25 protein-coding genes are annotated in these 26,614 nt (G+C 71.6%); 13 read left to right on the plus strand and 12 right to left on the minus strand.

What is annotated here, in order from left to right:
• Positions 1-307 precede the first annotated feature (307 nt).
• The gene (locus EEY80_RS12500; RefSeq protein ID WP_126976905.1) at positions 308-490 is read left to right on the plus strand and encodes a DUF1127 domain-containing protein; all 183 of its coding nucleotides are present in this window, start codon (positions 308-310) and stop codon (positions 488-490) included.
• Between the two features lie 151 nt (positions 491-641).
• Here EEY80_RS12500 and EEY80_RS12505 read toward each other — a convergent pair whose 3' ends face one another.
• The 3 genes from EEY80_RS12505 to msrA form a co-directional block, all read right to left on the minus strand.
• Positions 642-992 carry a hypothetical protein gene (locus EEY80_RS12505; protein WP_126976906.1) on the minus strand — a complete coding sequence of 117 codons (351 nt, stop codon included), beginning with the start codon at positions 990-992 and terminating at the stop codon, positions 642-644.
• Between the two features lie 77 nt (positions 993-1,069).
• A complete protein-coding gene (locus tag EEY80_RS12510) occupies positions 1,070-1,948 on the minus strand; it encodes a 50S ribosomal protein L11 methyltransferase (protein ID WP_126976907.1) in 879 nt (292 codons plus the stop codon).
• A 95-nt stretch (positions 1,949-2,043) separates the two neighbouring features.
• The gene (msrA, locus tag EEY80_RS12515) at positions 2,044-2,724 is read right to left on the minus strand and encodes a peptide-methionine (S)-S-oxide reductase MsrA (protein WP_126976908.1); all 681 of its coding nucleotides are present in this window, start codon (positions 2,722-2,724) and stop codon (positions 2,044-2,046) included.
• Positions 2,725-2,922: 198 nt separating this feature from the next.
• Here msrA and EEY80_RS12520 point away from each other — a divergent pair, with 198 nt between their 5' ends.
• From EEY80_RS12520 to EEY80_RS12530, 3 genes are all read left to right on the plus strand, one after another.
• Complete coding sequence (locus EEY80_RS12520; RefSeq protein ID WP_126976909.1) at positions 2,923-3,303, plus strand: COG4315 family predicted lipoprotein; 381 nt, start codon at positions 2,923-2,925, stop codon at positions 3,301-3,303.
• Between the two features lie 89 nt (positions 3,304-3,392).
• Positions 3,393-3,908 carry a sigma-70 family RNA polymerase sigma factor gene (locus EEY80_RS12525; protein ID WP_126976910.1) on the plus strand — a complete coding sequence of 172 codons (516 nt, stop codon included), beginning with the start codon at positions 3,393-3,395 and terminating at the stop codon, positions 3,906-3,908.
• Complete coding sequence (locus EEY80_RS12530) at positions 3,905-4,759, plus strand: anti-sigma factor family protein (protein ID WP_126976911.1); 855 nt, start codon at positions 3,905-3,907, stop codon at positions 4,757-4,759. Before EEY80_RS12525 ends, EEY80_RS12530 begins: the two co-directional genes overlap by 4 nt.
• Positions 4,760-4,784: 25 nt before the next feature.
• Here the strand turns inward: EEY80_RS12530 and EEY80_RS12535 are convergent, their stop codons facing one another.
• A complete protein-coding gene (locus tag EEY80_RS12535; protein WP_126976954.1) occupies positions 4,785-6,980 on the minus strand; it encodes a primosomal protein N' in 2,196 nt (731 codons plus the stop codon).
• A gap of 176 nt (positions 6,981-7,156) precedes the next feature.
• Here EEY80_RS12535 and EEY80_RS12540 point away from each other — a divergent pair, with 176 nt between their 5' ends.
• The 7 genes from EEY80_RS12540 (at position 7,157) to EEY80_RS12570 (ending at position 12,698) form a co-directional block, all read left to right on the plus strand.
• A complete protein-coding gene (locus tag EEY80_RS12540; protein WP_126976912.1) occupies positions 7,157-7,627 on the plus strand; it encodes an Rrf2 family transcriptional regulator in 471 nt (156 codons plus the stop codon).
• Positions 7,620-8,498 carry an NAD(P)/FAD-dependent oxidoreductase gene (locus EEY80_RS12545; protein ID WP_205749108.1) on the plus strand — a complete coding sequence of 293 codons (879 nt, stop codon included), beginning with the start codon at positions 7,620-7,622 and terminating at the stop codon, positions 8,496-8,498. The genes EEY80_RS12540 and EEY80_RS12545 overlap by 8 nt, the downstream gene beginning before the upstream one ends.
• Before the next feature lie 63 nt (positions 8,499-8,561).
• Positions 8,562-9,281 (plus strand): DUF484 family protein, encoded by a 720-nt coding sequence (locus tag EEY80_RS12550; protein ID WP_126976914.1) that lies wholly within the window; start codon positions 8,562-8,564, stop codon positions 9,279-9,281.
• The gene (locus EEY80_RS12555; protein ID WP_126976915.1) at positions 9,278-10,207 is read left to right on the plus strand and encodes a tyrosine recombinase XerC; all 930 of its coding nucleotides are present in this window, start codon (positions 9,278-9,280) and stop codon (positions 10,205-10,207) included. Before EEY80_RS12550 ends, EEY80_RS12555 begins: the two co-directional genes overlap by 4 nt.
• 82 nt (positions 10,208-10,289) lie before the next feature.
• The gene (locus EEY80_RS12560; RefSeq protein ID WP_126976916.1) at positions 10,290-10,601 is read left to right on the plus strand and encodes a hypothetical protein; all 312 of its coding nucleotides are present in this window, start codon (positions 10,290-10,292) and stop codon (positions 10,599-10,601) included.
• Between the two features lie 332 nt (positions 10,602-10,933).
• On the plus strand, positions 10,934-11,638 hold the full coding sequence (locus EEY80_RS12565; protein WP_126976917.1) for a CDP-alcohol phosphatidyltransferase family protein: 705 nt from the start codon (positions 10,934-10,936) through the stop codon (positions 11,636-11,638).
• Positions 11,639-11,753: 115 nt separating this feature from the next.
• Positions 11,754-12,698: a hypothetical protein gene (locus EEY80_RS12570; RefSeq protein WP_126976918.1), complete on the plus strand. Its 945-nt coding sequence runs from the start codon at positions 11,754-11,756 to the stop codon at positions 12,696-12,698.
• 17 nt (positions 12,699-12,715) lie between these two features.
• Here the strand turns inward: EEY80_RS12570 and ileS are convergent, their stop codons facing one another.
• Positions 12,716-15,625, minus strand: coding sequence for an isoleucine--tRNA ligase (gene ileS / locus EEY80_RS12575; RefSeq protein WP_126976919.1), 2,910 nt, complete (start codon positions 15,623-15,625; stop codon positions 12,716-12,718).
• A gap of 266 nt (positions 15,626-15,891) precedes the next feature.
• Here ileS and EEY80_RS12580 point away from each other — a divergent pair, with 266 nt between their 5' ends.
• Positions 15,892-16,299 (plus strand): group III truncated hemoglobin, encoded by a 408-nt coding sequence (locus EEY80_RS12580; RefSeq protein ID WP_126976920.1) that lies wholly within the window; start codon positions 15,892-15,894, stop codon positions 16,297-16,299.
• 32 nt (positions 16,300-16,331) lie between these two features.
• Here EEY80_RS12580 and EEY80_RS12585 read toward each other — a convergent pair whose 3' ends face one another.
• Together EEY80_RS12585 and EEY80_RS12590 are read right to left on the minus strand one after the other, a co-directional pair.
• Positions 16,332-17,363 (minus strand): YcjF family protein, encoded by a 1,032-nt coding sequence (locus EEY80_RS12585; RefSeq protein WP_126976921.1) that lies wholly within the window; start codon positions 17,361-17,363, stop codon positions 16,332-16,334.
• Positions 17,360-18,790 carry a YcjX family GTP-binding protein gene (locus EEY80_RS12590; RefSeq protein WP_126976922.1) on the minus strand — a complete coding sequence of 477 codons (1,431 nt, stop codon included), beginning with the start codon at positions 18,788-18,790 and terminating at the stop codon, positions 17,360-17,362. The genes EEY80_RS12585 and EEY80_RS12590 overlap by 4 nt, the downstream gene beginning before the upstream one ends.
• A 174-nt stretch (positions 18,791-18,964) precedes the next feature.
• Between EEY80_RS12590 and truA the strand changes: the two genes are divergently transcribed.
• Complete coding sequence (gene truA, locus EEY80_RS12595; protein WP_126976923.1) at positions 18,965-19,732, plus strand: tRNA pseudouridine(38-40) synthase TruA; 768 nt, start codon at positions 18,965-18,967, stop codon at positions 19,730-19,732.
• Between the two features lie 13 nt (positions 19,733-19,745).
• On the opposite strand, the gene EEY80_RS12600 is transcribed toward truA, so the two are convergent.
• The 5 genes from EEY80_RS12600 to EEY80_RS12620 all read right to left on the minus strand — a co-directional run bounded on the left by EEY80_RS12600 (position 19,746) and on the right by EEY80_RS12620 (position 26,612).
• The gene (locus EEY80_RS12600) at positions 19,746-21,869 is read right to left on the minus strand and encodes an exonuclease domain-containing protein (protein WP_126976924.1); all 2,124 of its coding nucleotides are present in this window, start codon (positions 21,867-21,869) and stop codon (positions 19,746-19,748) included.
• Positions 21,866-22,306: a response regulator transcription factor gene (locus EEY80_RS12605; protein WP_126976925.1), complete on the minus strand. Its 441-nt coding sequence runs from the start codon at positions 22,304-22,306 to the stop codon at positions 21,866-21,868. The genes EEY80_RS12600 and EEY80_RS12605 overlap by 4 nt, the downstream gene beginning before the upstream one ends.
• 19 nt (positions 22,307-22,325) lie before the next feature.
• Positions 22,326-22,841 (minus strand): hypothetical protein, encoded by a 516-nt coding sequence (locus EEY80_RS12610; RefSeq protein WP_126976926.1) that lies wholly within the window; start codon positions 22,839-22,841, stop codon positions 22,326-22,328.
• Positions 22,842-22,854: 13 nt separating this feature from the next.
• A complete protein-coding gene (locus tag EEY80_RS12615; protein WP_126976927.1) occupies positions 22,855-24,720 on the minus strand; it encodes a DUF294 nucleotidyltransferase-like domain-containing protein in 1,866 nt (621 codons plus the stop codon).
• 80 nt (positions 24,721-24,800) lie between these two features.
• Positions 24,801-26,612 (minus strand): sodium:solute symporter family protein, encoded by a 1,812-nt coding sequence (locus EEY80_RS12620; protein WP_126976928.1) that lies wholly within the window; start codon positions 26,610-26,612, stop codon positions 24,801-24,803.
• Positions 26,613-26,614: the final 2 nt, after the last annotated feature.

Here is a 26,614-nt window from a genome sequence, read left to right on the forward strand (position 1 = left end):
CCTGTCGTTGCTGCGGGAAGGGCTAGCACGAAAGGCGAACATCCGCCAGCGGCAAGGCCGATGGGCGGGCCGCGACATCGGCGCCCGCGGCGCCTGTCGTAAAAGCGACATGCCGGAAGCGGAAAGCGACACAGGTTTCGCCCGGAAATCAACCGCTTGCGCGAAATGACGGCGCGGCGGCGGAGCCATGCTGCACGTGCATTGCGACCATGCAATCCGGTCGCTTGTGTTCGCACCCGGCCCGATCTATTTGCGCTTCAGGAAGCGAGTTGCTTCCATATTAATCGTTTTGAAAAGGACAACGATCATGGCCAGCTACGAACTCAGCCAGGTCTCGGGCCTCGGCATCGTGGGCCGGGTCCGCGCCGCCATCGCCGCGTGGAACGACGCGCGCGTTACCCGCCAGGCGCTGTCGCGTCTGTCGGACCGGGAACTGGACGATATCGGCCTGACCCGCAGCGACATCGACGCGGTCAGCCGCGGCTTCTGAGGCAGACCGAAGGCCCGCGCGGCCGACCTGACGACAAACGAACCGCACGAGACGGGGCCGTGGCAGAGCGATCTGCACCGGCCCTTAGTCGTTGAAGGCCCCTGATCGGTTTCGGCCCGTATCCGGAAAGGCGCGAAAAGGCCGCGGGGGCTCAGTCCAGCAGTGCCGCGGCCCGCCGGAACCCGTCGGCCAGCGCCACCGTCGCCGGGTCTGCGGCCAGCAGCATCGCCCCCACCCGGTCGGCCTGGTCGCCGGCGCGCAGCCGGTCCAGCCGCGCGTCATAGGCCGCGGCCCCGATCTGCGCCAGCATCGCGCCTTTCGTCAGCATCACCGCCACGGCCGTCACCGCCAGCATCCGCAGCACCGGCGAGCGCGGCTGCGGACGGCGAACGGGCACCTGCCGGCCCAATGTGCCCGGCGCCTCGAACCCGCCGCCCATGCGGTGCACCGTCTCGATGCGAGACAGGCGCCGGTAGAAATCCTCCATGTTCTCGTCAATCATCGCACATACCTCGGGCAAGACCGTCCGGTCCGGCAGGGGTAGGTCCGAAATGTGGCGAAATCCGGGCAGGCCGGCCGTCACTGGATCCGGCGCATCACCAATGTGGTCCATTCGCCGATTTCGTCCCGCGCATGCGTGGCAAAGCCGGCCTCGCGATAGGCGGCCTCGGTCTCGTCGGCCTGCACGGTCAGGATGCCCGACAGAATCGCATGGCCCGCGGGAGCGATCCGGCGGCCCATTTCCGGGGCCAGTTCGATCAGCGGACCCTTGAGGATATTGGCGAAGACGAGGTCGTAGGGCGCCGCCGCGTCGTGGCGGTCATGGTCGAAACCCGCGCATTCGAAACATTCGACCCGCCCCGCGAGTCCGTTGGCCACGACATTCGCCGCCGCCGTGTCCACCGCCACGATGTCGAGGTCGGATGCCATGACCGGCGCGATCTCCGGCCAGATCCGCGCCGCCGCCATCGCCAGAACGGCGGTGCCGCAGCCGATATCGGCCACCTTCGCGGCGCGCACGCCTTCGGCATCCAGCCGGTCGAGCGCGATCAGGCAGCCTTGGGTGGTGCCGTGATGGCCGGTGCCGAAGGCCATCGCCGCCTCGATCAGCAGCGGCTCGCGCCCTTCGGGCACCTTGTCGGCATCATGGGCGCCGTAGATGAAGAACCGCCCCGCCTCGATCGGGTGCAGGTCGCGGCGCACATGCGCAACCCAGTCGGTATCGGGCACCTCGGACACGATGAAGGGCTGCGCGCCGAAGGCCGCCGCCAGCAGCGCCAGTTCGGTATCGTCGGGACGGTCGAGGAAATAGCCGCCCACCTCCCACCGGCCCGAGCCGTCCTCGATCTCGAAGACGCCGACGCCGGTGGGCTCCGGCTCCATCGCTTCCATCGCCTCGCCGAGGGCTTCGGCGGGGTCGCGCCCGGCCAGCGTCGTCAGGGCGGTGAAGGTGGTCATGGCAGGCTCCGGCAGGAAGGGGGCAAACGATGGGGAACGCCCCGGGCGATAGGCCCGCCCGCCCCCGCCGTCAAGCGGCGCCGGATCGCGCGGCTTCAGCCCGCCGCGCGCGATCCGCTGCCGACCCCGGTGCCGATCGGGCAGGTCACGCCGGTGCCGCCGATGCCGCAATAGCCGTTCGGGTTCTTCGCCAGATACTGCTGGTGATAGTCCTCGGCCGGGTAGAAGGGCGGCGCGGGCAGGATCTCGGTCGTGACCGGGCCATAGCCCGCGACCCCCAGCCGTTCGGCATAGGCCGCGCGCGAGGCTTCGGCGGCGGCAGCCTGTTCGGGCGAGGCGGTGTAGATGCCGCTGCGATACTGGGTGCCCACATCATTGCCCTGCCGCATGCCCTGCGTCGGGTCGTGGTTTTCCCAGAACACCTTCAGCAGGTCCTCGTAGCCGATGACCGCCGGATCGTAGACCACGCGCACCACCTCGTTATGGCCGGTCATGCCCGAACAGACCTCGCGATAGGTCGGGTTCGGCGTCGGACCGCCGGCATAGCCCACCTGCGTGACCCAGACGCCGGGCAGGTCCCAGAACTTGCGCTCCACCCCCCAGAAACAGCCCATGCCGAACACCGCCTCCTCCATGCCCTCGGGCCGGGGACCGTTCAGCGGACGGCCGGACAGGAAATGCGTCTCGGCCGTCGGGATCGGCTCTGCCCGGCCGGGCAGGGCCTCGTCGGCCGAGGGGATGCGGGAAGGCTTGCCGAAAAGCGCGTTCAGAAGCATGGGGACCTCCTGTCCTGTTCGTCCCCTATGTAGGGGCCGCGCGGCCGGATCGCCAGTCGCACCCCAGTCGCGCCCCGGGGACGGAGCCCCCTGCCCCGCCACTCTCACGTTTCCGTGACCGCGGGATGCCGGCCCCGCCCCCTTGCGTCGCACTATCAGGCAGCCGGGCGGTCCGGCCGCCCCAGACCGGAGTTGACGATGCCCGACCTGCGTTCCGCCTGCCTTGTTCTTGCCCTGTCCGCCGTCCTGCCCCTGCCGGCAGCCGCCGCGCCCGCCATGACCGGCGGCAGCGCGCTCGGCCCCGTGCTGACCGATGCCAGGGGCATGACGCTCTACATCTTCGACGAGGATCGCGACGGGCAATCCGCCTGCTACGACGCCTGCGCCGTCAACTGGCCGCCGCTGCTGGCCGAGGCCGGGGCGGTGCCCGAGGGCGACTTCACGCTGTCCCCGCGCAAGGACGGCGCGATGCAGTGGACCTTGCGGGGCCAGCCGCTTTACACATGGATCAAGGATGCCGCGCCGGGCGACGTGACCGGCGACGGGGTGAAAGGTGTCTGGCACGCGGCCAAGCCCTAAGCGATACCGGACCCGCGCCCCCGCGGGCCATCCCGAACCATCCACGGCGCCGCCCGTCCGGCGCCGTTTTCCCCCGCCGCCGAGGCCGCATGTCGCTGCTGGACGAGATCGAGGCCCAGATCCCCGCGCTGCGCCGCCATGCGCGGGCGCTGACGCGCGACGCCTCGCGGGCGGACGATCTGGTGCAGGACTGTCTCGAGCGGGCGGTGGCCGCGCGCGACCGGTTCCGCGGCCCCGAGGCCGGGGGCGGATCGCTGCGCGGCTGGCTGTTCCGCATCCTGACCAACCTGCATCGCGACGCGCTGCGCCGCGACAGCCTGCGCAGCCATCTGGTCGTGGCCGGGGACCTGCCCGAACCCGCCCGGCCCGGCGGGCAGGAGGCGCATCTGGCCCTGCGCGAGGTGGAGGCGGCGCTGACCCGCCTGCCCGAGGATCAGCGCCGCGCCCTGCTGCTGGTCGCGGTCGAGGGGCTGAGCCTTGCCGAGGCGGCACAGGCGCTCGATATCGCCGAGGGCACGCTGGTGTCGCGGCTCGGCCGGGCGCGGGCCAGCCTGCGGGCCATGACCGGGCGCGAACCGCGCCGAGAACGGAAGGCGGAACGATGAGCGGACGGGACACCGGCACATCCGTGGGCGACCACGCGCTGATGGCGCTGCATCACGGCCGCCTGCCCCCGGCCGAACGCGCGGAGCTGGAGGCGCGGATCGCGCGCGATCCCGCCGCCGCGGCGATGCTGGCCGACTGGCAGGCGCAGGACCGGGCGCTGCAGGCGCTGTGCGATCCGGTCGCGGCCGAGCCGGTGCCCGGGCGGCTGACGGCGGTGATCGCGCAAGCCCGCCGCGCCGAGGGGCGGATCGAAGGCCTTGACCGGCGGCGGAACCGCCCCGCGACCCGCGCGGGCACGGCGGGGCGGCTTGCCCGCGCGGCGGGGCTGGTCGCCGCGGGGGTGGTCCTGGGCCTCGCGCTTGGCGGATGGGGGCTGCGGCAGGGCTGGCTGCCGGGACTTCCGGCCGGCGCGCCCGCCCTGCTGGCCGCGGCCGGCCCGGCCCCGGCGGCGGCGGCGGCGCACCGGACCTTCGCCGTCGAGGTGGCGCATCCGGTCGAGGTGACGGCCGAGGAGGACCGGCACCTGACCGGCTGGCTGTCGAAACGGCTGGGCCACCCGATCGTGCCCCCCGATGTCTCGGCGCTCGGCTTCCGGCTGATGGGCGGGCGGATCCTGCCGGCAGAGGGCGGCACTGCGGCGCTGCTGATGTACGAGGACGGCACCGGGCGGCGGATCAGCCTCTATGCCGCGCCGCAGGCGGGCGGGCAGACTGCCTTCCGCTTTGTCGAGATGCAGGGGCTGAACGGCTTCTGGTGGGTCGACGGCTCGGTCGGCTATGCGCTGATGGGCGATGTGCCGCGCGACCTGCTGCGCGATCTGGCCACGGCGGTCTACGAACAGCTGGGCTGACAGCGCCCGTCAGGCGCGAAGCCCGTCAGAAGAAGCTCTGCGGGTCGATGTCGATCGCCAGCCGCAGGTTCGCGGGCGGCTTCAGCTGCGCCACCCAGTCGGCCAGCGCCGCCTGCAGCGGCGCGGCGCGGTCGGCCTTGACCAGCAGCCGCACGCGGTGGCGGCCCCGGATGCGGGCGATGGGCGCGGGTGCCGGCCCCCAGACCTGCGCGCCGATGCGGTCCAGCGGCCCGCGCCGCCGCGCCAGCGCCGTGCCGAAATCGAAGACCGCCTGCACGTCGGGCGAGGACAGGATGATCCCCGCCATCCGCCCGAAGGGCGGCACCGCCGCCGCCCGCCGTTCCGCCGCCTCGGCGGCCCAGAACGCCTCTTCGTCGCCACCGAGGATGGCGCGGATCACCGGATGTTCGGGCTGGAAGGTCTGCAGCAGCGCCATGCCCGGCCGTTCCGCCCGCCCCGCCCGGCCCGCCACCTGCCGCATCAGCTGGAAGGTGCGTTCCGCCGCGCGCAGGTCCGATCCCTGCAGCCCCAGATCGGCGTCGATCACCCCCACCAGCGTCAGCAGCGGAAAGTTGTGCCCCTTCGCCACCAGCTGCGTGCCGATCACGATGTCGGCCCCGCCCGCCGCGATATCCTCGATCGCCGCTTTCAGCGCCCGGGCCGAGCCGAACAGGTCCGAGGACAGCACCGCGAGCCGGGCGTCGGGGAATTTCGCCGCCACCTCCTCGGCCAGCCGCTCCACCCCCGGCCCGACCGGGGCGAGCTTGCCCTCGGCCCCGCAAGAGGGGCAGGCGGCGGGCATCGGCTTCGTCTCGCCACATTGGTGGCAGACCAGCCGCTTCAGGAACCGGTGTTCGACCATCCGCGCATCGCACTGGTCGCAACCGATCTGGTGGCCGCAGGCCCGGCAGATGGTGACGGGGGCATAGCCGCGCCGGTTGAGGAACAGGAGGCTCTGTTCCCCCGCCTGCAGCCGCGCCGCCACCGCCAGCGCCAGCGCGGGCGAAATCCACTGGTTCGGCTGCATCGGCTCGGCCCGCATGTCGATGGCGCGCATCTCGGGCAGGGTCGCGGCGCCGAAGCGCGCGGTCAGGTCGATCCGGGCGTATTTTCCCGCCTGCGCATTCACCCATGTCTCCAGCGAGGGCGTGGCCGAAGCCAGCACCACCTGCGCCCCGCAGAAGCTGGCGCGCAGCACCGCCATGTCGCGGGCGTTGTAAAGGACGCCATCCTCCTGCTTGTAGGAGGTGTCGTGCTCCTCGTCGACGACCACCAGCCCCAGATCGCGGAAGGGCAGGAACAGCGCCGACCGCGCCCCCACCACCAGTTGCGCCCCGCCCTCGGCCAGCATCCGCCAGGCGCGGCGCCGTTCGGTCTGGGTGATGCCGGAATGCCATTCGGCGGGCCGCGCCCCGAAGCGGTCCTCGACCCGGGCGAGGAATTCCGCCGTCAGCGCGATTTCCGGCAGCAGCACCAGCGCCTGCCGCCCGCGCGCCAGACATTCGGCCACCGCCTCCAGATAGACCTCGGTCTTGCCCGATCCGGTGACGCCCTTCAGCAGCGTCGTGCCATAGGCGCCGCCGGCGACTCCCGCCCGCAGCCGCGCCGCGCCCAGGGCTTGGTCGGGGGCCAGCGGCTTGCCCGGCAGCGTGGGGTCCAGCCGAGGGAAGGGCAGGTCGCGCGGCGCCTCTTCCTCGGCGATGGCGCCGGTCTTGACCAGCCCCTTGATCACGCCCGTGGTCACCCCCGCCGCCGCCGCCACCTCGGACAGGGTCAGCGCCGCGCCGCCGAACTCCTGCATCGCGGCCACGACCCGGCGCCGTTCCTCCGTCATCCGCTCGGGCAGCCGGCCCGTCAGGCGATGGACGCGGCGGGTGCCCGGCGGATCGCCCAGGCCCGGCGCGCGGGTGGCCAGCCGCAGCATCGCCGGCGGCGGGGTCAGGGTGTAGTCGGCGGCGCGGATCAGGAAGGCGCGCAGTTCTGCCCGCATCGGCGGCGCGTCGAGCACCCGGTTCACCACGCGCAGCTTCGCCGCGTCGAACCCGCCCTCGCCCGGCCCCCAGACCACGCCCATCACCAGCCGCGGCCCCAGCGGCACCGCGACATAGGCCCCCGCCGCGCAGCCCCCCGGCGGCGCGAGATAGTCGAGCGGCCGGCCGATCGGTTCGCAGGTCAGCACCGCCACCCGCGCGCCTTCGGGAAAATGCCCCTCCTCGTCCATCGCCGCCTCTCGCCAGACCGGCACCGGGTGTCGCATCCGGGACGGCCGGGGTCAACGCCGGGGTCAGCCGCCAAGTCTCAGCCCCCGAGTCCCGGCGCCCGAGTCGATGCCGAGACTCACCGCGCCCCGCGACCCGTGGATTGCATCCGCCGAAGAATCGTAATATCAGAAGTTACATGAGACATGACAGCCGCCTCTCCTCGGTCCTCCACGCCCTGCTGCACATGGCCGAGGCCGACCGCCCCCTCACCAGCGAGACGCTGGCCCTGTGCATGAGCACGCATCCCGTGGTCGTGCGCCGCACCATGGCGGGCCTGCGCGAGGCCGGGTTCGTCCGCTCGGGCAAGGGGCCGTCGGGCGGCTGGACGCTGGCCTGCGACCTGAACGCGGTGACGTTGCGGCAGGTGCATGAGGCTCTTGGCGAACCCGCGATCTTTGCCATCGGCAAGCGCAGCGAGCGGCCCGATTGTCTCGTGGAACAGGCGGTGAATGCCGTTCTGGACGATGCCTTCGCCGCGGCCGAGGCGCTGCTGCTCGACCGCTTCGGGCAGGTGACGCTGGCGATGCTGGCGGCGGAATTCTCGCGCCGCCATGCGGGGGTGGCACGCTCTCCCCTCGCTCCCACAAAGGATGACAGCCATGTATGACGTGATCGTGGTCGGCGGCAGCTATGCGGGCCAGTCCGCCGCGCTGCAACTGCTGCGCGCCCGCCGCCGGGTGCTGGTGATCGACGCCGACCGGCGGCGCAACCGCTTTGCCGCCACCGCGCACGGCTTCCTCGGACAGGATGGCGTGGCGCCCGCCACCATCGCCCGGCAGGCCCGCGACCAGCTGCGCGCCTATCCGACGCTCGACTGGATCGACGGGACCGCGACCGCCGCCGAAGGGCAGCGCGACGGCTTCGCCGTGACGCTGGCGGACGGGATCCGGGCCGAGGGGCGGCGCCTGCTGCTGGCGCAGGGCGTGACCGACCAACTTCCCGACCTTCCCGGCCTGTCCGACCGCTGGGGCCGGTCGGTGTTCCACTGCCCCTATTGCCACGGCTACGAATTGCAGGGCGGACGGGTGGGGGTGCTGGCAAATGGTCCGATGTCGGTGCATCAGGCCGAGTTGCTGACGGAATGGGGGCCGGTCACCTATCTGGCGAACGGGACCGATCCGGGGGACGAGGCGCGCGCGGCGCTGACCGGCAGGGGCGTGGCGATCGAGCCGGCGCCCGTCGCCGCGCTGGCCGGAGAGGCCGAGGTGACGATGGAGGACGGGCGCAGCCTGCCTTTCGCCGGGCTGTTCGTCGCCAGCCGCACCACTCCGAACGGTCCGCTGGCCGGAACGCTGGGCTGCGCGGTCGAGGAGGGGCCGGTGGGTCCCTACCTGCGCACCGACGGGATGAAGGAAACGTCGGTCCCCGGTGTCTTCGCCTGCGGCGATATCGCCCGCCCCGCGGGCAGCGTCGGGCTGGCCGTGGGCGACGGCACCTTTGCCGGGGCATCGCTGCATCGGTCGCTGGTCTTCGGCTGACCCGCGGTTGTGACCCGCCCGCCCCGCCGTTATGATCGAACCGCCCCGATCAACGGACGGAAGATGGCTGACAGCGCACCGATCCCCGCCCCGCTCGACGCGCCGCTGCGCGAACGGCTGCTGTCGCAGCCCGAGATGATTCTGGAAGATCGCGACCTGATGAAGGCGCTGATCGCCGCCAACCAGCGCGCGATGGGGATGAATGTCGTCGACCTGCGCGGCATCGCCATGGAACGGCTGGAGGCGCGGCTCGACCGGCTGGAAGACACCCACCGCTCGGTCATCGCCGCGGCCTACGAAAACCTCGCCGGCACCAATCAGGTGCATCGCGCGGTGCTGGCCGTGCTGGAACCCGCGAGGTTCGAGGAGTTTCTCGCCGCGCTCGGCGGGCCGGTGGCAGAAATCCTGCGGCTCGACGCGGTGCGGCTGGTGCTGGAAACCCGGCAGCGCAGCGAGGATCCTGCCCTGTCGAAGGCGGGCGAGGTGCTGTTCGTGGCGGATCCCGGCTTCGTCGACAGCTACCTGTCCGGCCCGCGCGGCGGCGCGACGCGGCCCGTGGTGCTGCGCCAGACCCGCAGCGAGGGCGAGGGCATCTATGGCGACAAGACCGGCTGGGTCCGGTCCGAGGCGGTGGCGCGGCTGGACCTCGGCCCCGGAAGGCTGCCCGCCGCGCTGGCGATGGGCTCGGAAGACCCGCACCATTTCCGCGCCAATCAGGGCACCGACCTGCTGGCCTTCTTCGCCGGCGTCTTCGAACGCGCGATGCGGCGCTGGCTGGCATGAGCCTGGCGCTCGCCCCCGCCGCGCGCGACGCGCTCGAGGGCTGGCTGACGCATCTGCGGGCGCTGGACGGCGCCGCCGAAAAGACGGTCGCGGCCTATGGCGCGGATGTCACGGGCTTCCTCACCTTCCTTGCCCATCACTGGGGCGGGCCGCCGGGGCTGGGTCCGCTGGCCGCGATCGGCCCCGCCGACCTGCGCGCCTGGATGGCCGCGGAACGGGCGGGCGGGGTGGCGGCGCGGTCGCTGGCGCGCAAGCTGTCCGCCGTGCGCAGCTTCTATCGCTGGCTGTCCGACCGGCAGGGCTTCGACGCCACCACCGTGCTGTCGGCGCGCAGCCCCCGCTATCGCCGCCCCCTGCCCCGGCCGCTGGCGCCCGAGGCGGCGACGGCCATGGTCGCCGCGGTCGAGGATCAGGCGGCGGAACCCTGGATCGCCGCGCGCGATGCCGCGGTGCTGGTCCTGCTGTGGGGCTGCGGGCTGCGCATCTCCGAGGCGCTGGCCCTGACCGGGGCCGAGGCGCCGCTGCCCGAGGTGCTGCGCATCCGCGGCAAGGGCGGCAAGGAGCGGATCGTGCCGGTGCTGCCCGCCGCCCGCCACGCGGTGGAGGAGTATCGCCGGCTCTGCCCCTTTCCGCCCGACCGGGCCGGCCCCCTGTTCCGCGGCCAGCGCGGCGGCGCGCTGAACCCGCGGATGGTGGCGCTGGCGATGGAACGCGCCCGCGCCCGGCTCGGCCTGCCCGCCACCGCGACGCCCCATGCGCTGCGCCACAGCTTTGCCACGCATCTGCTGTCGGCAGGCGGCGACCTGCGGGCGATCCAGGAACTGCTGGGCCATGCCTCGCTGTCCACCACGCAGGCCTATACCGCCGTCGATGCCGCCCGGCTGATGGAGGTCTATGACGCGGCCCATCCCCGGGCGCGCGGCTGAGGGCGGCACGAACCCGGCGTTAACCCGGACCCGGCATCCTGCGCGTATCCGGCAGGGGCCGGGCGCAACCGAGGGTGACAGAATGGACCTGATGCAGACCGCGCTGGCCGCGCGATTTCACGATCTGCGGGGCGGTGCCGCCGCCACCGCGCAATCCGCCGCCAACGATTTCCGCACCCGGCTGGATGCCGACCGCTCCGGCGACCTGTCGCGGGCCGAGGTGCAAAGCCATGCCCGGTTCGAGCGGGCCTTCGACCGGATCGACGGACAGGACGGCACCGCCCCCGACGGCCGGGTGACGGGGCGCGAGATGCTGGACCTTGCCGCCGATGCCGCGCCCCGCGCCGCCGGTCTGCTGGCCACCATCTGGGGTCCTCTGACGGAAGCCCGCTGAGGGAGGCCCGCTGAGGGAGAGGCTTGACGACGGTGGTGGACTGACGGCTGCGGACCGGCGGCAGCGCGCTGACGGCTGCGGAACTGACGGCAGCCGACTGGCGGCAGGCACGGACAGTGACGCGGGGCAGGCCCAGGGTCCATGACCGGGGGCCCCTGCTGGCGCGACCGCCCCGGATGGCAAACGGCGCGGCCGCTCCCCCCACGGGTCCACCCCGTGGCTTGCCGCGCCTGTTCGCCCCCGCGTCCACCCCGGGTCCACCCCCCAAGGTGCACCGTTGGCGCGGCCCGTTCTACGTTGCGCCCGGCCGGCTTTTCCGCCAAGAGAGGGTAATGACGCTTCGCCTCAAGGCCCTCGCCGTCCATCTCCTGACCGCCACCGGAGCGGTCCTGTCGATGCTGGCCATGCTCGCCGCGGTCGAGGAGGAATGGAGCCTGATGTTCCTCTGGCTGGTGGTGGCGCTGGTCGTGGACGGCATCGACGGCCCTCTGGCCCGCCGCTATCAGGTCAAGTCCAACTGGCCCATCTACGATGGCGTGCTGATGGACCTGATCATCGACTACCTGACCTATGTCTTCATCCCGGCCTATGCGCTGTTCAAGTCCGGCCTGCTGCCCGGCTGGACCGGCTGGATCGCGATCATCGTGGTGGTCTACGGGTCGGTCATCTATTTCGCCGACACCCGGATGAAGACGAAGGACAATTCCTTTGCGGGCTTCCCCGCCTGCTGGAACATGGTGGTGCTGGTGCTGTTCGCGCTGAAGCCGCAGTTCGAGGTGACGCTGGCCATCGTGGTGGCGCTGGCGGTGGCGATGTTCCTGAACCTGAAGTTCATCCATCCCGTCCGCACGGAACGCTGGCGCGCGGTGTCGCTGCCGGTGGCGCTCGGCTGGACCTTCTTCGCCGGATGGGCGGCCTGGGTGGATTTCGACCCGCAAAGCTGGGCGCATTGGGGGCTGGCCGCGACCTCGCTCTACCTGCTGCTGGCCGGCGTGGCGCAGCAGGCGATCCCGGAACGGGTCCGCCCGGCAAAGTGACCCTGCGTCACTGAACCCTCTTGCCCGGCCCCCCTTCGCGCCGCATCCTGCCCCCGGGACGCGGGCTGGCCCCAATGGGGGCCAACCCGCCGCCCTGCCCGCAGCGGAGGATGCCATGCAGTCGCTTGCCACGCTCAACGCCGCCCAGACCTCGCGGCTGATGACGGTCGCCACCCAGGTCAACGCCCCCAACCCCGCCCGCGAAATCGCGCTGGAACTGCCGCGCCAGCGCAACGCGCTGCTCGACTACCTGTTCTACGACCTGCGCGTGCTGGAAAACCACGAAAGCGCCGACCTCGCCCCGCACTACGCGGCCGAGGGCGCGGTGCTGCTGGTGCATCCGACCGACCGGGCCGAGATCGCGGTGTTCCAGGATTATGACGCGTTCCGCGCCTCGATGCACACGACCGAGGCGAAGGCGCTGGCGGTGGCCGGGGTCGGCTCCTCCGCGCTTGGCGCGGCGGCCTTCGCCCGCAACGTGGCCGATGCGCTGGACGCGCCGGTGCTGGCGGTGGTGTCGGGCTATGGCCTGTCGGACCTGCTGGCCGAGGCGATGGGCGGCTTCTTCTGGTTCGGCGCGATGAATTCTGTCCGCCACCTGTTCGAGATGTTCGACGACATGACGCGCCCGCATCATTCGACCTTCGCCTTTTCGGCCAAGCCGGTGCTGGACCAGCTGCGCGCCAGCTTCGACGTCAAGACGGTGATCGCACTGCTGGCCGGGCATGACATCGACCTGATCGTCGGCCATTCCAAGGGCAACCTGGTGATTTCCGAGGCGCTGTTCGCGCTGTCGGAAACCGATGCGACCCGGGCGGCGGCGCTGGCGGCGAAGACCCGCATCGTCACCATCGGCGCCAAGATCGCGATGCCCCGCCCCTTCCACGACATCGTCGACGTGATGGGCGAACATGACGGGTTCGGGCGGATGAATTCGCGCCCCGACATCGCCGACGACATCACCGTGCCGGGCGCGGGCCACCACACCAACACCGAACTGCCCGGCCATGTCGACGTGACGAATGTCGTGGCGCAGGCGCTGCGGCTGCCCCGGCGCTAGGGGCAGCCCCCGGCGGTTCAGGCCGGCACCGCCCCGTCCAGCACCGTATCGCAGCGCGCGCAGGTGCCGGGATGGTCGTGGCTGCCCACATCGGGCAGGATCCGCCAGCAGCGCTGGCATTTCTCGCCCTCGGCGGGTTCAAAGACCACCCCCACCCCCGGCACCTCGGGCAGGCGGAACGCCTCGTTCGGGGCCGGATCGCCGGTCAGCGACAGGTCCGAGGTGATGCAGATCTCGGCAAAGTCGACCGAGCGCAGCGCGGCCAGCACCTCGGCATCCTCGACATGCACCACCGGCGCCGCCTCCAGCGAGGCGCCGATAACCTTGGCGGTGCGCTGCACCTCCAGCGCGGCGGTCACAACGCGCCGCACGCGGCGCAGGCTGTCCCATTTCCGCGCCAGCGGCTCGTCCAGCCAGTCCGCGGGCGTGGCCGGCATGTCCTGCAGATGCACCGAGGACTCGTCGCCCGGGAAGCGGCAGAGCCACACTTCTTCCATCGTGAAGACCAGGATCGGCGCCAGCCAGGTCACCAGCCGGTGATAGAGCAGGTCCAGAACCGTGCGCGCGGCCCGGCGGCGCGGGCTGTCGGCCGCGTCGCAATAAAGCGCGTCCTTGCGGATGTCGAAATAAACCGCCGACAAGTCCACCGTGCAGAAGGTGAACAGGGTCTGGAACACGCCCTGGAAATCATGGGCGACATAGCCCTTGCGCACCGCGTGGTCGAGTTCCGCCAGCCGGTGCAGCACCCAGCGTTCCAGTTCCGGCATCTCGGCCGGTTCCACCCGCTCGGCCTCGGTAAAGCCGTTCAGCGCCCCCAGCAGGAAGCGCATGGTGTTGCGCAGCCGGCGATAGCTGTCGGCGGTGCCCTTCAGGATTTCCTTCCCGATCCGCAGGTCGACGGTGTAGTCCGACTGCGCCACCCACAGCCGCAGGATATCGGCGCCGTATTCGTCGATCACCTGCTGCGGCGCCACGGTGTTGCCCAGCGACTTGGACATCTTCATGCCCTTCTCGTCGAGCGTGAAGCCATGCGTCACCACCTGCCGGTAGGGCGCGCGTCCGATGGTGCCGCAGCCCTGCAGCAGCGAGGAATGGAACCAGCCGCGATGCTGGTCGGTGCCTTCCATATAGACATCGGCGATGCCGTCCGCCGTGCCGTCCGGCCGGTCGCGCAGAACGAAGGCATGGGTAGAGCCGCTGTCGAACCAGACGTCGAGCACGTCGAAGACCTGGTCGTAGTCGTCGGCCCGGTCGCCCAGCACCTGTTCCTTGAAGCCGGGGCGATACCAGACATCCGCGCCCTCGGCCTCGAACGCCGCCTTGACGCGGGCATTCACCCCGGCATCGCGCAGCAGGAAATCCGGGTCCGTGGGTTTCGCGCCCTTCCGGGTGAAGCAGGTCAGCGGCACGCCCCAGGCGCGCTGCCGCGACAGCACCCAGTCGGGCCGCGCCGCGATCATGGAATGCAGCCGGTTGCGGCCCGAGACCGGGGTGAACTTCACCAGCTTCTCGATCGAGGCCAGCGCCCGTGCCCGGATGGTGTCGCCCTCGGCGCCCATCCCGTCCTTCAGCGGCCGGTCGATCGCCACGAACCATTGCGGCGTGTTGCGATAGATCAGCGGCGCCTTCGACCGCCAGCTGTGCGGATAGCTGTGCTTCAGCTTGCCCTTGGCGAACAGCGCGCCCGCCCCGTGCAGCGCCTTGATGTTGCTGACATTGGCGGGGCCTTCCTTGCCGTCGGGCAGGATGATCGCCTGCCCGCCGAAAACCGGCAGGTCGGCGCGATAGGATCCGTCCGGCTCCACATTATAGGTCATCGGCAGGTTGTGCCGCAGCCCCAGTTGGTAGTCGTCATCGCCATGGCTGGGCGCGGTATGGACGAAGCCGGTGCCCGCGTCGTCGGTGACATGCTCGCCCGGCAGCATCGGGACGTCAAAGTCCCATTCGCCGCTGCCACCCTCGATCCCGCGATAGGGATGAGCGAGGGTGACATGCGCCAGTTCGTCCGCCGTCACGTCGCCCAGACGGCGGAACATGCCCGGTTCCAGCTTGGCCGCCTTCATCACCGCCTCAGCCAGCTTGTCGGCCAGAACCAGCGTCTCGCCGATCCGGGCGGTGCTGTCCTCGGGGCGGCCCGTCACCTCGTAGAGCCCATAGGCGATGTCCGGGTTGAAGGCGACGGCGCGGTTCTGCGGGATGGTCCAGGGGGTCGTGGTCCAGATGACGACCTTGGCGCCGGCGAGCTGCCCTTCGGCGCCCACCACCGGAAACCGCACCCAGACCTGGTGGCTGGTATGGTCGTGATACTCGACCTCGGCCTCGGCCAGCGCGGTCTTTTCCACCGGCGACCACATCACCGGCTTCGAGCCCTGATAGAGCGAGCCGTTCATCAGGAAGGTCATGAATTCCTCGGCGATCACCGCCTCGGCGTGGAAATCCATGGTCAGGTAGGGATCGGCCCAGTTGCCGGTGACGCCGAGGCGCTGGAACTCCTCGCGCTGGATGTCCACCCAGCCCTCGGCGAAGCGGCGGCATTCCTGCCGGAAGGCCACTACATCCACATCGTCCTTGTTCAGACCCTTCGCCCGGTACTGCTCCTCGATCTTCCATTCGATCGGCAGGCCGTGGCAGTCCCAGCCCGGCACATAGCGCGCGTCGAAGCCCATCATCTGATGGCTGCGCACGATCATGTCCTTGATCGTCTTGTTCAGCGCGTGGCCGATATGCAGATGCCCGTTCGCATAGGGCGGTCCGTCATGCAGGGTGAAGGGCTGGCGCCCCGCCTTGCCGCGCAGCCGGTCGTAGATGCCGATCCGCGCCCAGCGGTCCAGCCAGCCCGGTTCGCGCTGCGGCAGGCCCGCGCGCATCGGGAAGTCGGTTTCCGGCAGGAAGACGGTGGAACGATAGTCGGGGGTCTCGGCAGACATGAATGCGGTCCTTCGGGGGGCCATGTGGCGGGGGGCCGTCTGGCCCGGATCGGTCGGAACGGGGGCGTTCGCCCCTGGCAGGCGCTCTCACCCGGCGGTCCTGAGGTTCAGGACGCCGGGCCGCTAATTCGACCGAAGGAACGGATCGCCAGCCGGGTCATGGGCGCCTTATAGGAAAGGGCCATCGCCGCGTAAAGATGGCGGCCCGCCGGGCTGCGGCAAAGGCCCCCGTTGCGTCCGCGCCCCCGGCGCGGCAAGAGGCGGGCATGAGCACGCCGCCCCCGCCCCGCTTTCCCGTCACGCGCGACCAGATCGACCGGGTCGTCGCCGCCTTCTACGCGCAGGTCCGGCGCGAGCCGGTTCTGGGGCCGGTCTTCGCCGCCCATGTCACCGACTGGACCACGCATGAGGCGAAGATCGCCGCCTTCTGGCGCAACGCGATCCTGATGGACCGCGGCTATGACGGCAGCCCGATGCGGGCGCATCTGCAGGCGGGCGACGTGCGGGCAGACCATTTCCCCCGCTGGCTGGCGCTGTTCGACGCGACGCTGGCCCGCGAACTGCCGCCGGACGTGGCGGCGGCGTGGTCGGCGCTGGCCCATCGCATCGGTCAGGGGTTGCGCATGGGCGTGGCCGAGGTCGAGACGCGCGGCGGGGTACCCGTCCTGCGCTAGGCGGTGCTGCACCGGAAGGTGCGGCGCCGACCCTAGTCCTTCCCCCCCGGGAACAGCCCGGCCAGCCCCCGCCCGATCAGGTTCGACACCCGGGGCCGGGGCAGCGCGGCGAAGGGCAGCGGGCGGCAGACTTCCATCGCGGCCACGCCGACGCGGGCGGTCAGCGCGCCGTTCACCACCCCCTCGCCGAAGCGGCGCGAGACCTTGGACAACAGCCCCCCGCCCGCCACCGTTTCCACCAGATCGTCGCCCACCGCCACGGCCCCCGTGGCCACCAGATGCGTGACCACCGTCCGCATCAGCCGCCAGCTGCCGAAGGTGCCGGCGCGGCCGCCGTAGATTTCCGCGATCCGCCGCACCATCCGCAGGTTTGCGGCCAGCGCGGCAAAGACATCGGCCAGCGCCAGCGGCACCAGCGCCGTCACCGCGGCCACGCTGCGTGCCGCTGCCTCGACCTCGCGCCGCGCGACGATGTCGAGCGGGCCCAGCAGTTCGGTCTCGGCCAGGTGCAGCAGCGCATCCGCGTCGAACACCTCGTCCGCCCGCGCCGCCAGCCGGTCGCGGCCCCATCGCAGGTCGGCCCGCCCGGCATAGAGCGATTGCAGATGGTCCGTCACCCGGCGCGCGGCCTTCAGGTCGCCCGAGGATTGTGCCCGCGCCGCCTCGGCCTGGACCCGGTCGAGCCGCGCGAGCCGGGCATAGGCCGCAAGCTCGCGGAAGGCCACCAGCGCCGCCGCCAGCAGGAACAGCCCGATCAGCACCGTCGCCGCCCAGCCCAGCACCGGGTTGCGCGCCATCAGCCCGGTGACGAAGCTCCACGCCGCCATCGACAGCAGGAACGAGAACAGCGCCCCCGCCGTCGCCCAGAAGAAGCGCCCGATGCGCGAGGGCGGCCGCGCGGCGAGCCGCGTTGCCAGCCGCAGCGCCTGCGCATTCGCGGCCTCGACCTCGGGCACCGGCGGCGCGCTGGCGGGGTCGAAGGCGGGCGGGTCGTCGCGGTCGATCAGTACCGGGCCGCGCGGCAGGGGGGCACGGGGCGGGGAACGGGGGGTATCGTCGCTCATCTCAGCCGGTCTCCGATCAGGAATTCCGCGGCACGGTCCAGCCGGATATGCGGCGGCCCCTCGCCCGGCGCCAGCCGCAGCACCGCCGGCAAAAAGGCCATCGCGCCGTAATCGGCATCGAGCCAGCGGTCGGCCCCCTGCCGCGCCGGCACCAGCAGATGTGCCGGATCGGCGGGCAGGTCGCCCGGCCAGAAGGCCGCCTGCCGCAACCGCCCCGTCGCCGGGTCCAGCAGCCGGCCGCGCACCGCAGGCAGGGTGCCGCCCTCATGCGGCAGATCCTCTTCCACCGTCGCCCGCAGCGCCGCGATGGACATGGCCGCCGTCTTCGCTCCGGCGAAATCGGCCCGGTCCCGCGCCTCGCGCAGCATCGCCTCGACGATGGCGGTCAGCTGCGGATGCTGGCTGTGATGCAGATGGTCGGCCTTGGTCGCGGCGAAGAGGATGCGTTCCACCCGCCGCCCGCCCAGCAGTTGCGTCAGCCAGCCGGCCCGGCCCGGGCGGAAGGCCGACAGGATCTCGGCCATGGCGCGGCGCAGGTCGTCGACGGCGCGGGGGCCGGCATGGATGGCGCCCAAGGCATCGACCAGCACCACCTGCCGGTCGATCCGGGCGAAATGGTCGCGGAAGAACGGGCGCACCACCTTCGACTTGTAGGCCTCGAACCGCCGTTCCATCTCGCGCCACAGGCTGCCGCGCCCGGGGGTCGCGGGCTTCATCAGCGGCGCGAAGGTCAGCGCGGGCGATCCCGCCATCTCGCCCGGCAGCAGGAACCGGCCCGGGGTGCAGTCGGCCCAGCCCGCCGCCCGCGCCGCGACCAGATAGGCGGCAAAGGCCTCGGCCAGCCGCTTGGCCACGGGTTCCGCCATCGGCGCCGAACCGTCGGTCGCCCCCGCCGCGGCCAGGAAGTCCGCCGCCTCGGGCCGGCTGGCGATGCGGTCCAGCACTTCGCCCGCCCAGTCGGCATAGCTGCGATCCATCAGCCCGAGGTCCAGCAGCCATTCGCCGGGATAGTCCACGATGTCCAGGTGCACGGTGCGCAGGCCGCGCAACCCGCCCAGCATCCCCTGCGGCCGCACCCGGAAGGACAGCCGCAATTCGCTGACCGCGCGCGTGCTGTCGGGCCAGTGCGGGTCGGGGCCGGTCATCGCCGCCAGATGCGTCTCGAAATCGAAGCGCGGCACGGTGACGTCGGGCTGCGGCTGCAGGAACACCGCCTCTATGGCGCCGTCGCGGGCGGCGCGCAGTTGCGGCATCCGCCCGCGGTCCAGCAGGTTCGCCACCAGCGAGGTGATGAAGACGGTCTTGCCCGCCCGGCTGAGCCCGGTCACCCCCAGCCGGATCACCGGTTCGAAGAAGGCCTCGGTGACCGAGGCGCCGAGCCCCCCCACCCCGCGCGCCAGCCCGTCCGCGATGTCGCCGATACCCAATCCGCCGCCCTTTCGTTTTCCGATAGATAGGCCGGCGGCGGCGGAATGTGGAGGGGGTGCGCCGATGGGCGAGGGTGCCGCCTGCCCCCTCACGCTCCCCCGAGTATAGTTCCGCCGACAGGAAGCCGGGGCCGGTTCATTGCCAAAACCCCCGCCCCGCGCTAGGGCGGGACCATGCCCCGCTTCGCGCTTCTCATCGACTATGACGGCACGCCCTTTTCCGGCTGGCAGCGGCAGGCCGGGCAGCCTTCGGTGCAGGCGGCGGTGGAGGCGGCGATCCGGCGGCTGGAGCCGGAGGCGCCCGGCATCGCCGCGGCGGGGCGCACGGATGCGGGGGTCCATGCCACGGGGCAGGTCGCGCATTGCGATCTGGCGAAGGACTGGGATCCGTTCCGCCTGTCCGAGGCGCTGAACCATCACCTGCGGCCGCAGCCGGTGGCGGTGCTGCGCGCGGCGCGGGTGGCAGAGGACTTCCACGCCCGCTTTTCGGCCACCGAGCGGCGCTATCTGTTCCGGCTGGTGGCGCGGCGGGCGCCGGTGACCCATGACCGCGGTCTGGTCTGGCAGGTGCAGAACGCGCTGGACCTGACGGCGATGCGGGCCGGGGCGGCGCATCTGACCGGCCATCACGACTTCACCACCTTCCGGTCCAGCATGTGCCAGTCGGCGAGCCCGGTGAAGACGCTGGACGAGATCGGGATCGAGTCGCTGCCGGTGCCAGGCGGGGTGGAATACCGCTTCCGGCTGCGGGCGCGCAGCTTCCTGCACAACCAGGTGCGTTCCATCGTCGGCACGCTGGAACGGGTGGGCGCCGGGGCCTGGGCGCCAGAGGACGTGCGGCGGGCGCTGGAGGCGCGCGACCGCGCTGCCTGCGGCCCGGTCTGCCCGCCGCAGGGCCTGTACCTGACCGGCGTGGCCTATCCGGCCGATCCCTTCGCCTGACCGCGCCAGCGGGTCAGCCGTTCAGGTCGCGCAGCAGCCGGCCATGCTTGCGCATCTCGACCAGCACCTCGGCGAAGGTGGCGATGCCGCGCGCCTTCAGCATCGGGATCAGCCGCAGCAGCGCCTCGGCCGTGGCCAGCGCGTCGCCGAGCGCGGTATGCCGCGCCTCTTCGGGGATGACGATCCCCAGCCGGTGCGCCAGCGCGTCGAGGCTGTGGGTCTCGGCCTGGCCGAAGACCACCGCCGACAGCAGCACCGTGTCCAGCACCGGATTGTCGAGCGTGCCCGCCGTCTCGGCCCGGCGGCGCAGGAATTCCATGTCGAAGGGCGCGTTATGCGCCACCAGCACCGCGCCTTCGGCAAAGCGGCGGAAGCGGCGCACCGCCTCGGCCGGGCCGGGCGCGCCCGCGACCATCGCCTCGGTGATGCCATGCACCTCGGTCGAGAGGGCGGGGATCGGCCGGCCCGGGTCCACCAGCATGTCCAGCACCTCGCCCTCGACCCGGCGGCCGTTGACGATCCGCAGCGCGGCCAGCTGCACCATCTCGTCGCCCTGCTGCGGCAGGAGCCCGGTGGTTTCGGTGTCGAAGACCACATAGGTCAGTTCCGACAGCGGCCGGTCGGCCGCGCCTGCCGCCGGCGCGCGCGCCAGCAGGTCGAAGTCATAGACCACCGCGCGCGGCAGCGGCGCGGGCCGTCCATGGGCGCGCCGCGCCTCGGGCAGCGGCAGGCACAGCGCGGCCTGCCCCGATGCGGCGGGTTCGGGCCAGCATTCGGTGCCGTGCAGCGCCAGCACCGACCGGCCGGTGAATTCGGCGGTGCCGATCTCCAGCTCCGCCTCCAGCCAGCGGTCGAGCCGGCCCACCGGCAAGGGCGCCCCCGGCCAGAGCAGGCGCAGCATCGCGCCCGCGCCGTCGGCGGTCAGCGCGGCGGTGAAGCGGCGCGCGCCGGTATCCGCCGCGATCCGGCGGGCGAGGCCCGTCAGCAGCGCCACGATCTGGAAGGCGTCGCAGCGCAGGACCAGCGGTTCGGCCTCGGTCCGCAGGTCCAGCCCCTCGGCGGCGAAGGCGGCCTGAAGCGTGTCGGCGATGTCGCTGGCCCGCACGAAGGCGAGCGGCCACCAGCCGCCGCGCTGCGTCTCGCGCCGGGCGGCAAGGTCGGTCAGCGCCGCCGACAGCCGCTGCCCCTCGTCGGCGATGGCCGCGATCGCTGCCGCCCGGGCCGCGCCGCCCTCGTCCAGCAGCGCCGCCTCGATCTGCAGGGCGGCGGCGGGGCGGCGGATGCGGTCGAAGATGTCGTCCAGCAGCCGTTCGCGTTCGGCGTGATGGGCGAAGTCCTGCGTCACGTCGCGCAGGGTCAGCGCATAGCCGCCGCCGTCGGCCCCATCAACCGTGCCGCTCTCCACCAGCCGCATCCGCCCGGCCAGCACCCGCCCGCCCGCGACCGTGGCGCAGATCAGGTCGGCCGAGGCATCGGGGTCGCGCGCCGCCAGCAGCCGGGCATGGGCCTGCCGCAGCGGCGCCTCGCGCAGGTGGTCGAAGATCGACCGGTCCAGCCCCGGCGGCATCCCGCCGCCCAGAATCTCGGTCGCGGGGCCGTTGTAGAACACCAGCTGATGCCCCGCCGTGCACAGCAGCACCGCCACCGGCACATCCGCCAGCAGCGCCTCGAGCCGCGCCTTCTCGTCCGCCAGCCGGGCGGTTTCGCGGGCAACGGCAAAGGCCAGCGCATCCCGCGTTTCGGCCAGGGTCAGCGTCACCGCCTGCGCCGCGGGGGCAAGATCGCCCAGATAGGGAGCGGTTTCCCGGTCCAGCGCCGGGCCGACGGGCGCATGGGCGCGGGCGCGCAGCCCGCCCGCCAGCCGTTCCACGGCGCGGGCCACATGTTCGTCGAAGAGGAACCAGATGCCGGCGGTCAGCGCGAGGATACCGACCCCCGCCACCACCCCCACCTGCACGAAGGCGGCGCGGATGAAGGGGGCCTGCACCACGCCCGGCAGTGCCGCCTGATCCAGATGGCGAAAGCCCAGCCACAGCCCTGCCGCCACCGCCGCCCAGCCCCCCAGACAGAGCGCCGCGAAGAACAGCCCGATGCGCAGGCGCAGGTTCAGCCGGGCCAGCCCCGGGGCGCCGCTCATGCCCCCCGGCCGCCATCCGGGCCGCCATCCGTTCCGCCGTCTGGACCCGCGGGCGGCAGGTCGAGCAGCCGCCGCACCTCGGCCCGCAGGTCCTTCAGCTCGAAGGGTTTGGCGATGAACCCGTCGGCGCCGAGCGCCAGGCCCTTGCGCCGCTCGATGGCAGAGCCGCGCGCGGTCATCATCAGGATCTTCACATCCGCGAGGTCCGGGTCCATCCGCACGCCCTGGCAGATCTCGTATCCCGACATTTCGGGCAAGACCACGTCCAGCAGCACGAGGTCGGGATGGGTGGCGCGGATCTGCCGGATCGCCTCGCCGCCGTTCGACACCCGGTCATGGGCCAGCCCCTCGCGCGCGATCAGGTAGCCCAGCGCGGCGGCGATATTGTCCTCGTCCTCGACCACCAGAACCCGTCGCTGTCTGACCGGCGCGGCCATGATCCCCTCCCCGTCTCCTCTAGCCGCAGGCCGCCGTCAGGAAGGCGTCGCCCGCGGGCAGGTCCACCCAGTCACCGCCCGTCAGCGTCCCGTCCGGCGCAAGCACCGCCCCGCTGGCAAGGTCCGCCCGCAGCCCCCGCGCGCAGTCGAAGGCGACCGGCACCCGCTGCGTCGGCGTCCAGCGCTGCACCAGGATCGCCTCGGTCCGCACCAGATCGGGATTGGTCTCGGACCGCTGCACCGCGCCGCGGTCCACCGCGATGAAGCGCGTCACCATCGGCGCGGCATAGGTCCAGGGCCGCATCGGCGAAGGCTCCGCCACCGGCAGCACCACCGCCACGCTGTCGGGCAGCGCGTCCCGCACCCGGCCGAACCAGGTGTATTCGCTCCACACCGCATAGGAGAACATGGCGGCCGCGATCGCGGCGGGCAGCAGCCAGCGCGGCAGCCGCCGCCCGGACAGCCGATTGGCCAGAAGCCAGACACCCGCGATCGCGGCGCCGGCGGCGATCATGGCGGCAAAATCCATCAGCATGGGGTCTTCCTCGTCATCCCGGCGCGCCCTTCCCGTGGCCCAGGGCCGATTGCATCGTGCGCACCACCACGAAGGCATCCCTCAGGTGGCTGCGCGCGAAATCGGACAGGTCGTAGGGCGCGAGGAAGTTGTCGGGCCTGCGCCCGGATTTCACCAGAGCGGCCTGATTTTCCAGCCGCATCGTGGCGATCAGGTCATAGGCGGCGATCAGGTCGCGGGCGCCCGCGGGCGAGATCACGGCCGCATCCTCGGCCGCGACCAGGCGCGCGCGGGTGTTCACCGGTTCCAGCCGCCCCAGCAGCGCATAGATGCGGCCCAGATCGGTCACCGGGACCACGCCGTTCATCTTCATGTCGATCTGGTGGCGCCGCTCGCCCGACCGCACCGTGGCGAAGCTGCGGATCAGGCCCAGGGGCGGCGCATGTTTCAGGCTGTTGGCGATCATATGCGCCACGAAGATCGAGTTCTGCGCGGCCGCCGCCAGCGTCTCCTGCTGCAGGTGGGCGAACAGCCGCGCCGCGCCGCCGATGGGCCGCAGGTCGAACATGACGCTGGCCAGCATCTGCGCCATCGGATCGGGCCGGGCGATCCAGCCGTGGAAATAGTCGCGCCACACCGACAGCGGCTGCCGCCAGCGCGGGGTCATCGCCATCATCTCGCCCGGACAATAGACATAGCCGCAAGCATCGAGCCCGTCGCAGACGAAGCGCGCGAAGGCTGCGAAATACGCCTCGTGTTCCGGCCCTGCCGCGTCGTCGAGGATCATGCAGTTGTCCTGATCCGACAGGCCCGTCTGTTCCTGCCGGCCCTGGCTGCCGCAGGCCAGCCACAGCCACGGAACCGGCGCGGGGCCCAGTTCGGCCTCGGCCATCTGCAGCAGGCGCCGCGTCACCGCATCGGCGATGTCGGTGATCCGGCGGGTCACCACCTCGTGGCTGACATGGCTGCCCACCATCTGCAGCAGCAGGTGCGGGATGCGCGCCGTCACCGCCGCCATCGCCTCGACCGTCGCGGCCTCTGCCACGTCCTGGATCAGCAGCGCCGAGCTCAGCGCCTGGAACCGCGTCAGGTCGGTCTGGGTGACCATCCCGGCAAAGCGGCCCTGATCGACGATCGGCAGATGGCCGATGCCCCGTTCCAGCATCAGGTGCAGGATGTCGGACCCCAGCGCGCTCGACGGCAGCGTCACCGGATCGGCCGTCATCACCTGATGCACCGGCACGCCCGGGTCGCGCCCTTCGGCCAGCACCCGGCCGGACAGGTCGCGCACGGTGACGATGCCCAGAAGGCGCTCGCCGCCCCCGGCCAGCGGCTCGGTCACGCCGAGGCTCGACACGCCGGCGTCTCGCATGATCCGCGCCGCCTCGGCGGCCGGGGTGTCGGCGGCGCAGGACAACGGCCGGCGCGCGATCAGGTCGGACACCTTCATCGAGGCGAGGTCTGCGCCGCGCGGTTCGCTGCCGCCCCCCCGGCGAAAGAAGCGGGCGAAGGCCTCCGACCGCGCCAGCAGGTGGCGGAAATCGGCGGGCGGCAGGACCAGCAGCTGCGTCTCTTCGGTGGTGCGGGCGGTGGTGGCCGCCCGCCCGTCGCGCATCAGCCCGCGTTCGCCAAAGCTGTTGCGCGCCGACAGGAGCGATACCAGCGCGCCGTTGCCGTCCAGAACCTCGACCCCGCCGCGGCGGATCAGGAACAGCCCGTCCAGCGGCGCGCCGGCATGGTAGATCTCTGCCCCCGCGGGCAGCGTCCTGCGGCCGAAGCAACCGGCGACCCGCGCCAGTTCGTCCCGCGGCAGGCTGTCATAGGGATGCACCGTTTCCAGGAAGGCCGCCACATCCTCGGCATCCGTCCGGGGATCGGGGGCATCTTGGGCGTCGGTCATGGCATCCTCCGTCCCGGGATGCCGCGCCCCCGGTCGGGGGACGCGGCGCTGTCATGTCCGAGCTGTCACTTGGGACCGGCTCAGTGATGGGTGGCCGAGCCCGCGCCTTTGGGGATGCGGATCGATTCCACCAGGTCCTGCACCTTCTGCGGCGGGGCGGCCGTCATCGACGAGACGATGTAGGCCGCGCCGAAATTGACCAGCGCACCGACCGCACCGATCGACAGCGGCGAGATGCCGAAGACGTAGTTGGCGGCGGTGTCCGGCAGCATGTTGGTGCCGGGGATGAAGAACCAGCCCTTGTAGACGAAGATGTAGACGGCGGTGAAGATCAGCCCCAGCAGCATCCCCGCGATGGCGCCTTCCTTGTTGATGCGGGTCGAGAAGATGCCCATCATCAGCGCCGGGAAGATCGTCGCCGCGGCAAGCCCGAAGGCCAGCGCCACCACCTGCGCGGCAAAGCCGGGCGGGTTGAGGCCAAGGTAGGTCGCCACCACGATGGCGAAGCCCATCGAGATCCGGGCGGCCAAGAGTTCGCCCTTCTCGCTGATATTGGGGTTGATCGACCCCTTGATCAGGTCGTGGCTGATGGCCGAGGAGATGGCCAGCAGCAGGCCCGCGGCGGTGGACAGCGCGGCGGCCAGCGCCCCCGCGGCGACCAGCGCGATGACCCAGCCGGGCAGCGCGGCGATTTCCGGGTTGGCCAGCACCATGATGTCGTTGTCGACCTTGGTGACCTCGTTCCCGGTCCAGCCGCGTTCCGTGGCGATGGTCTGCAGCGCGGGGTTGGCGTCGTTGTAGTACTGGATGAACCCGTCGCCGTTCTTGTCCTCCATCACCAGCAGCCCGGTCTGTTCCCACGTGCGGATCCAGGACAGCTGCGGGTTGCTGTCGATGTCGGCGCGGCTGATCGCCTCGCCGTCCAGCGCGTTGCCGGACACCGCGTTCGGCCACATCGTCGTGGTCAGGTTCAGCCGCGCCATCGACCCCACGGCCGGGGCCACGGTGTAGAGCAGCGCGATGAAGACCAGCGCCCAACCCGCGGAATAGCGCGCGTCGGCCACCTTCGGCACGGTGAAGAAGCGGATGATGACATGCGGCAGGCCCGCGGTGCCGATCATCAGCGACATGGTGAACAGGAACATGTTCAGCATGTTCGGGCTGTCGGCGGTATAGGCGGTGAAGCCCAGTTCCGTGACGACCTGGTCGAGCTTGGTCAGGAAGGCCACGCCCGACGCCTCATGCGTGCCGATCAGGCCCAGCTGCGGCAGGAAGTTGCCGGTCAGCTGCAGCGAGATGAAGATCGCCGGGATCGTGTAGGCGATGATCAGCACGACATATTGCGCCACCTGCGTGTAGGTGATGCCCTTCATGCCGCCGAACACCGCATAGGCGAAGACGATGGCCGCGCCGATATAGAGGCCGGTGTCGGTCGACACTTCGAGGAAGCGCGAGAAGGTGACGCCCACGCCGCGCATCTGGCCGATCACGTAGGTGACCGAGATCACGATCAGGCAGATGACGGCCAGCAGCCGCGCCCCGCCGGAATAGAAGCGGTCGCCGATGAATTCCGGCACGGTGAACTTGCCGAACTTGCGCAGATAGGGCGCCAGCAGCAGCGCCAGCAGCACATAGCCGCCGGTCCAGCCCATCAGGTAGGCGGACTGGGTGTAGCCGCCCGTCGGCGCCAGCGCGATGATGCCGGCCATCGAGATGAACGAGGCGGCGGACATCCAGTCGGCGCCGGTGGCCATGCCGTTCAGCACCGGGTTCACACCCTGGCCGGCGGCATAGAATTCCGACGTCGTCCCGGCCCGGGCCCAGATCGCGATCCCGATATAGAGCGCGAAGGTCAACCCGACGAAGATGAGGTTGAGGGTAAACTGATCCATCA

It is taken from the genome of Frigidibacter oleivorans (assembly GCF_003993775.1).
Lineage (GTDB): Bacteria > Pseudomonadota > Alphaproteobacteria > Rhodobacterales > Rhodobacteraceae > Frigidibacter > Frigidibacter oleivorans.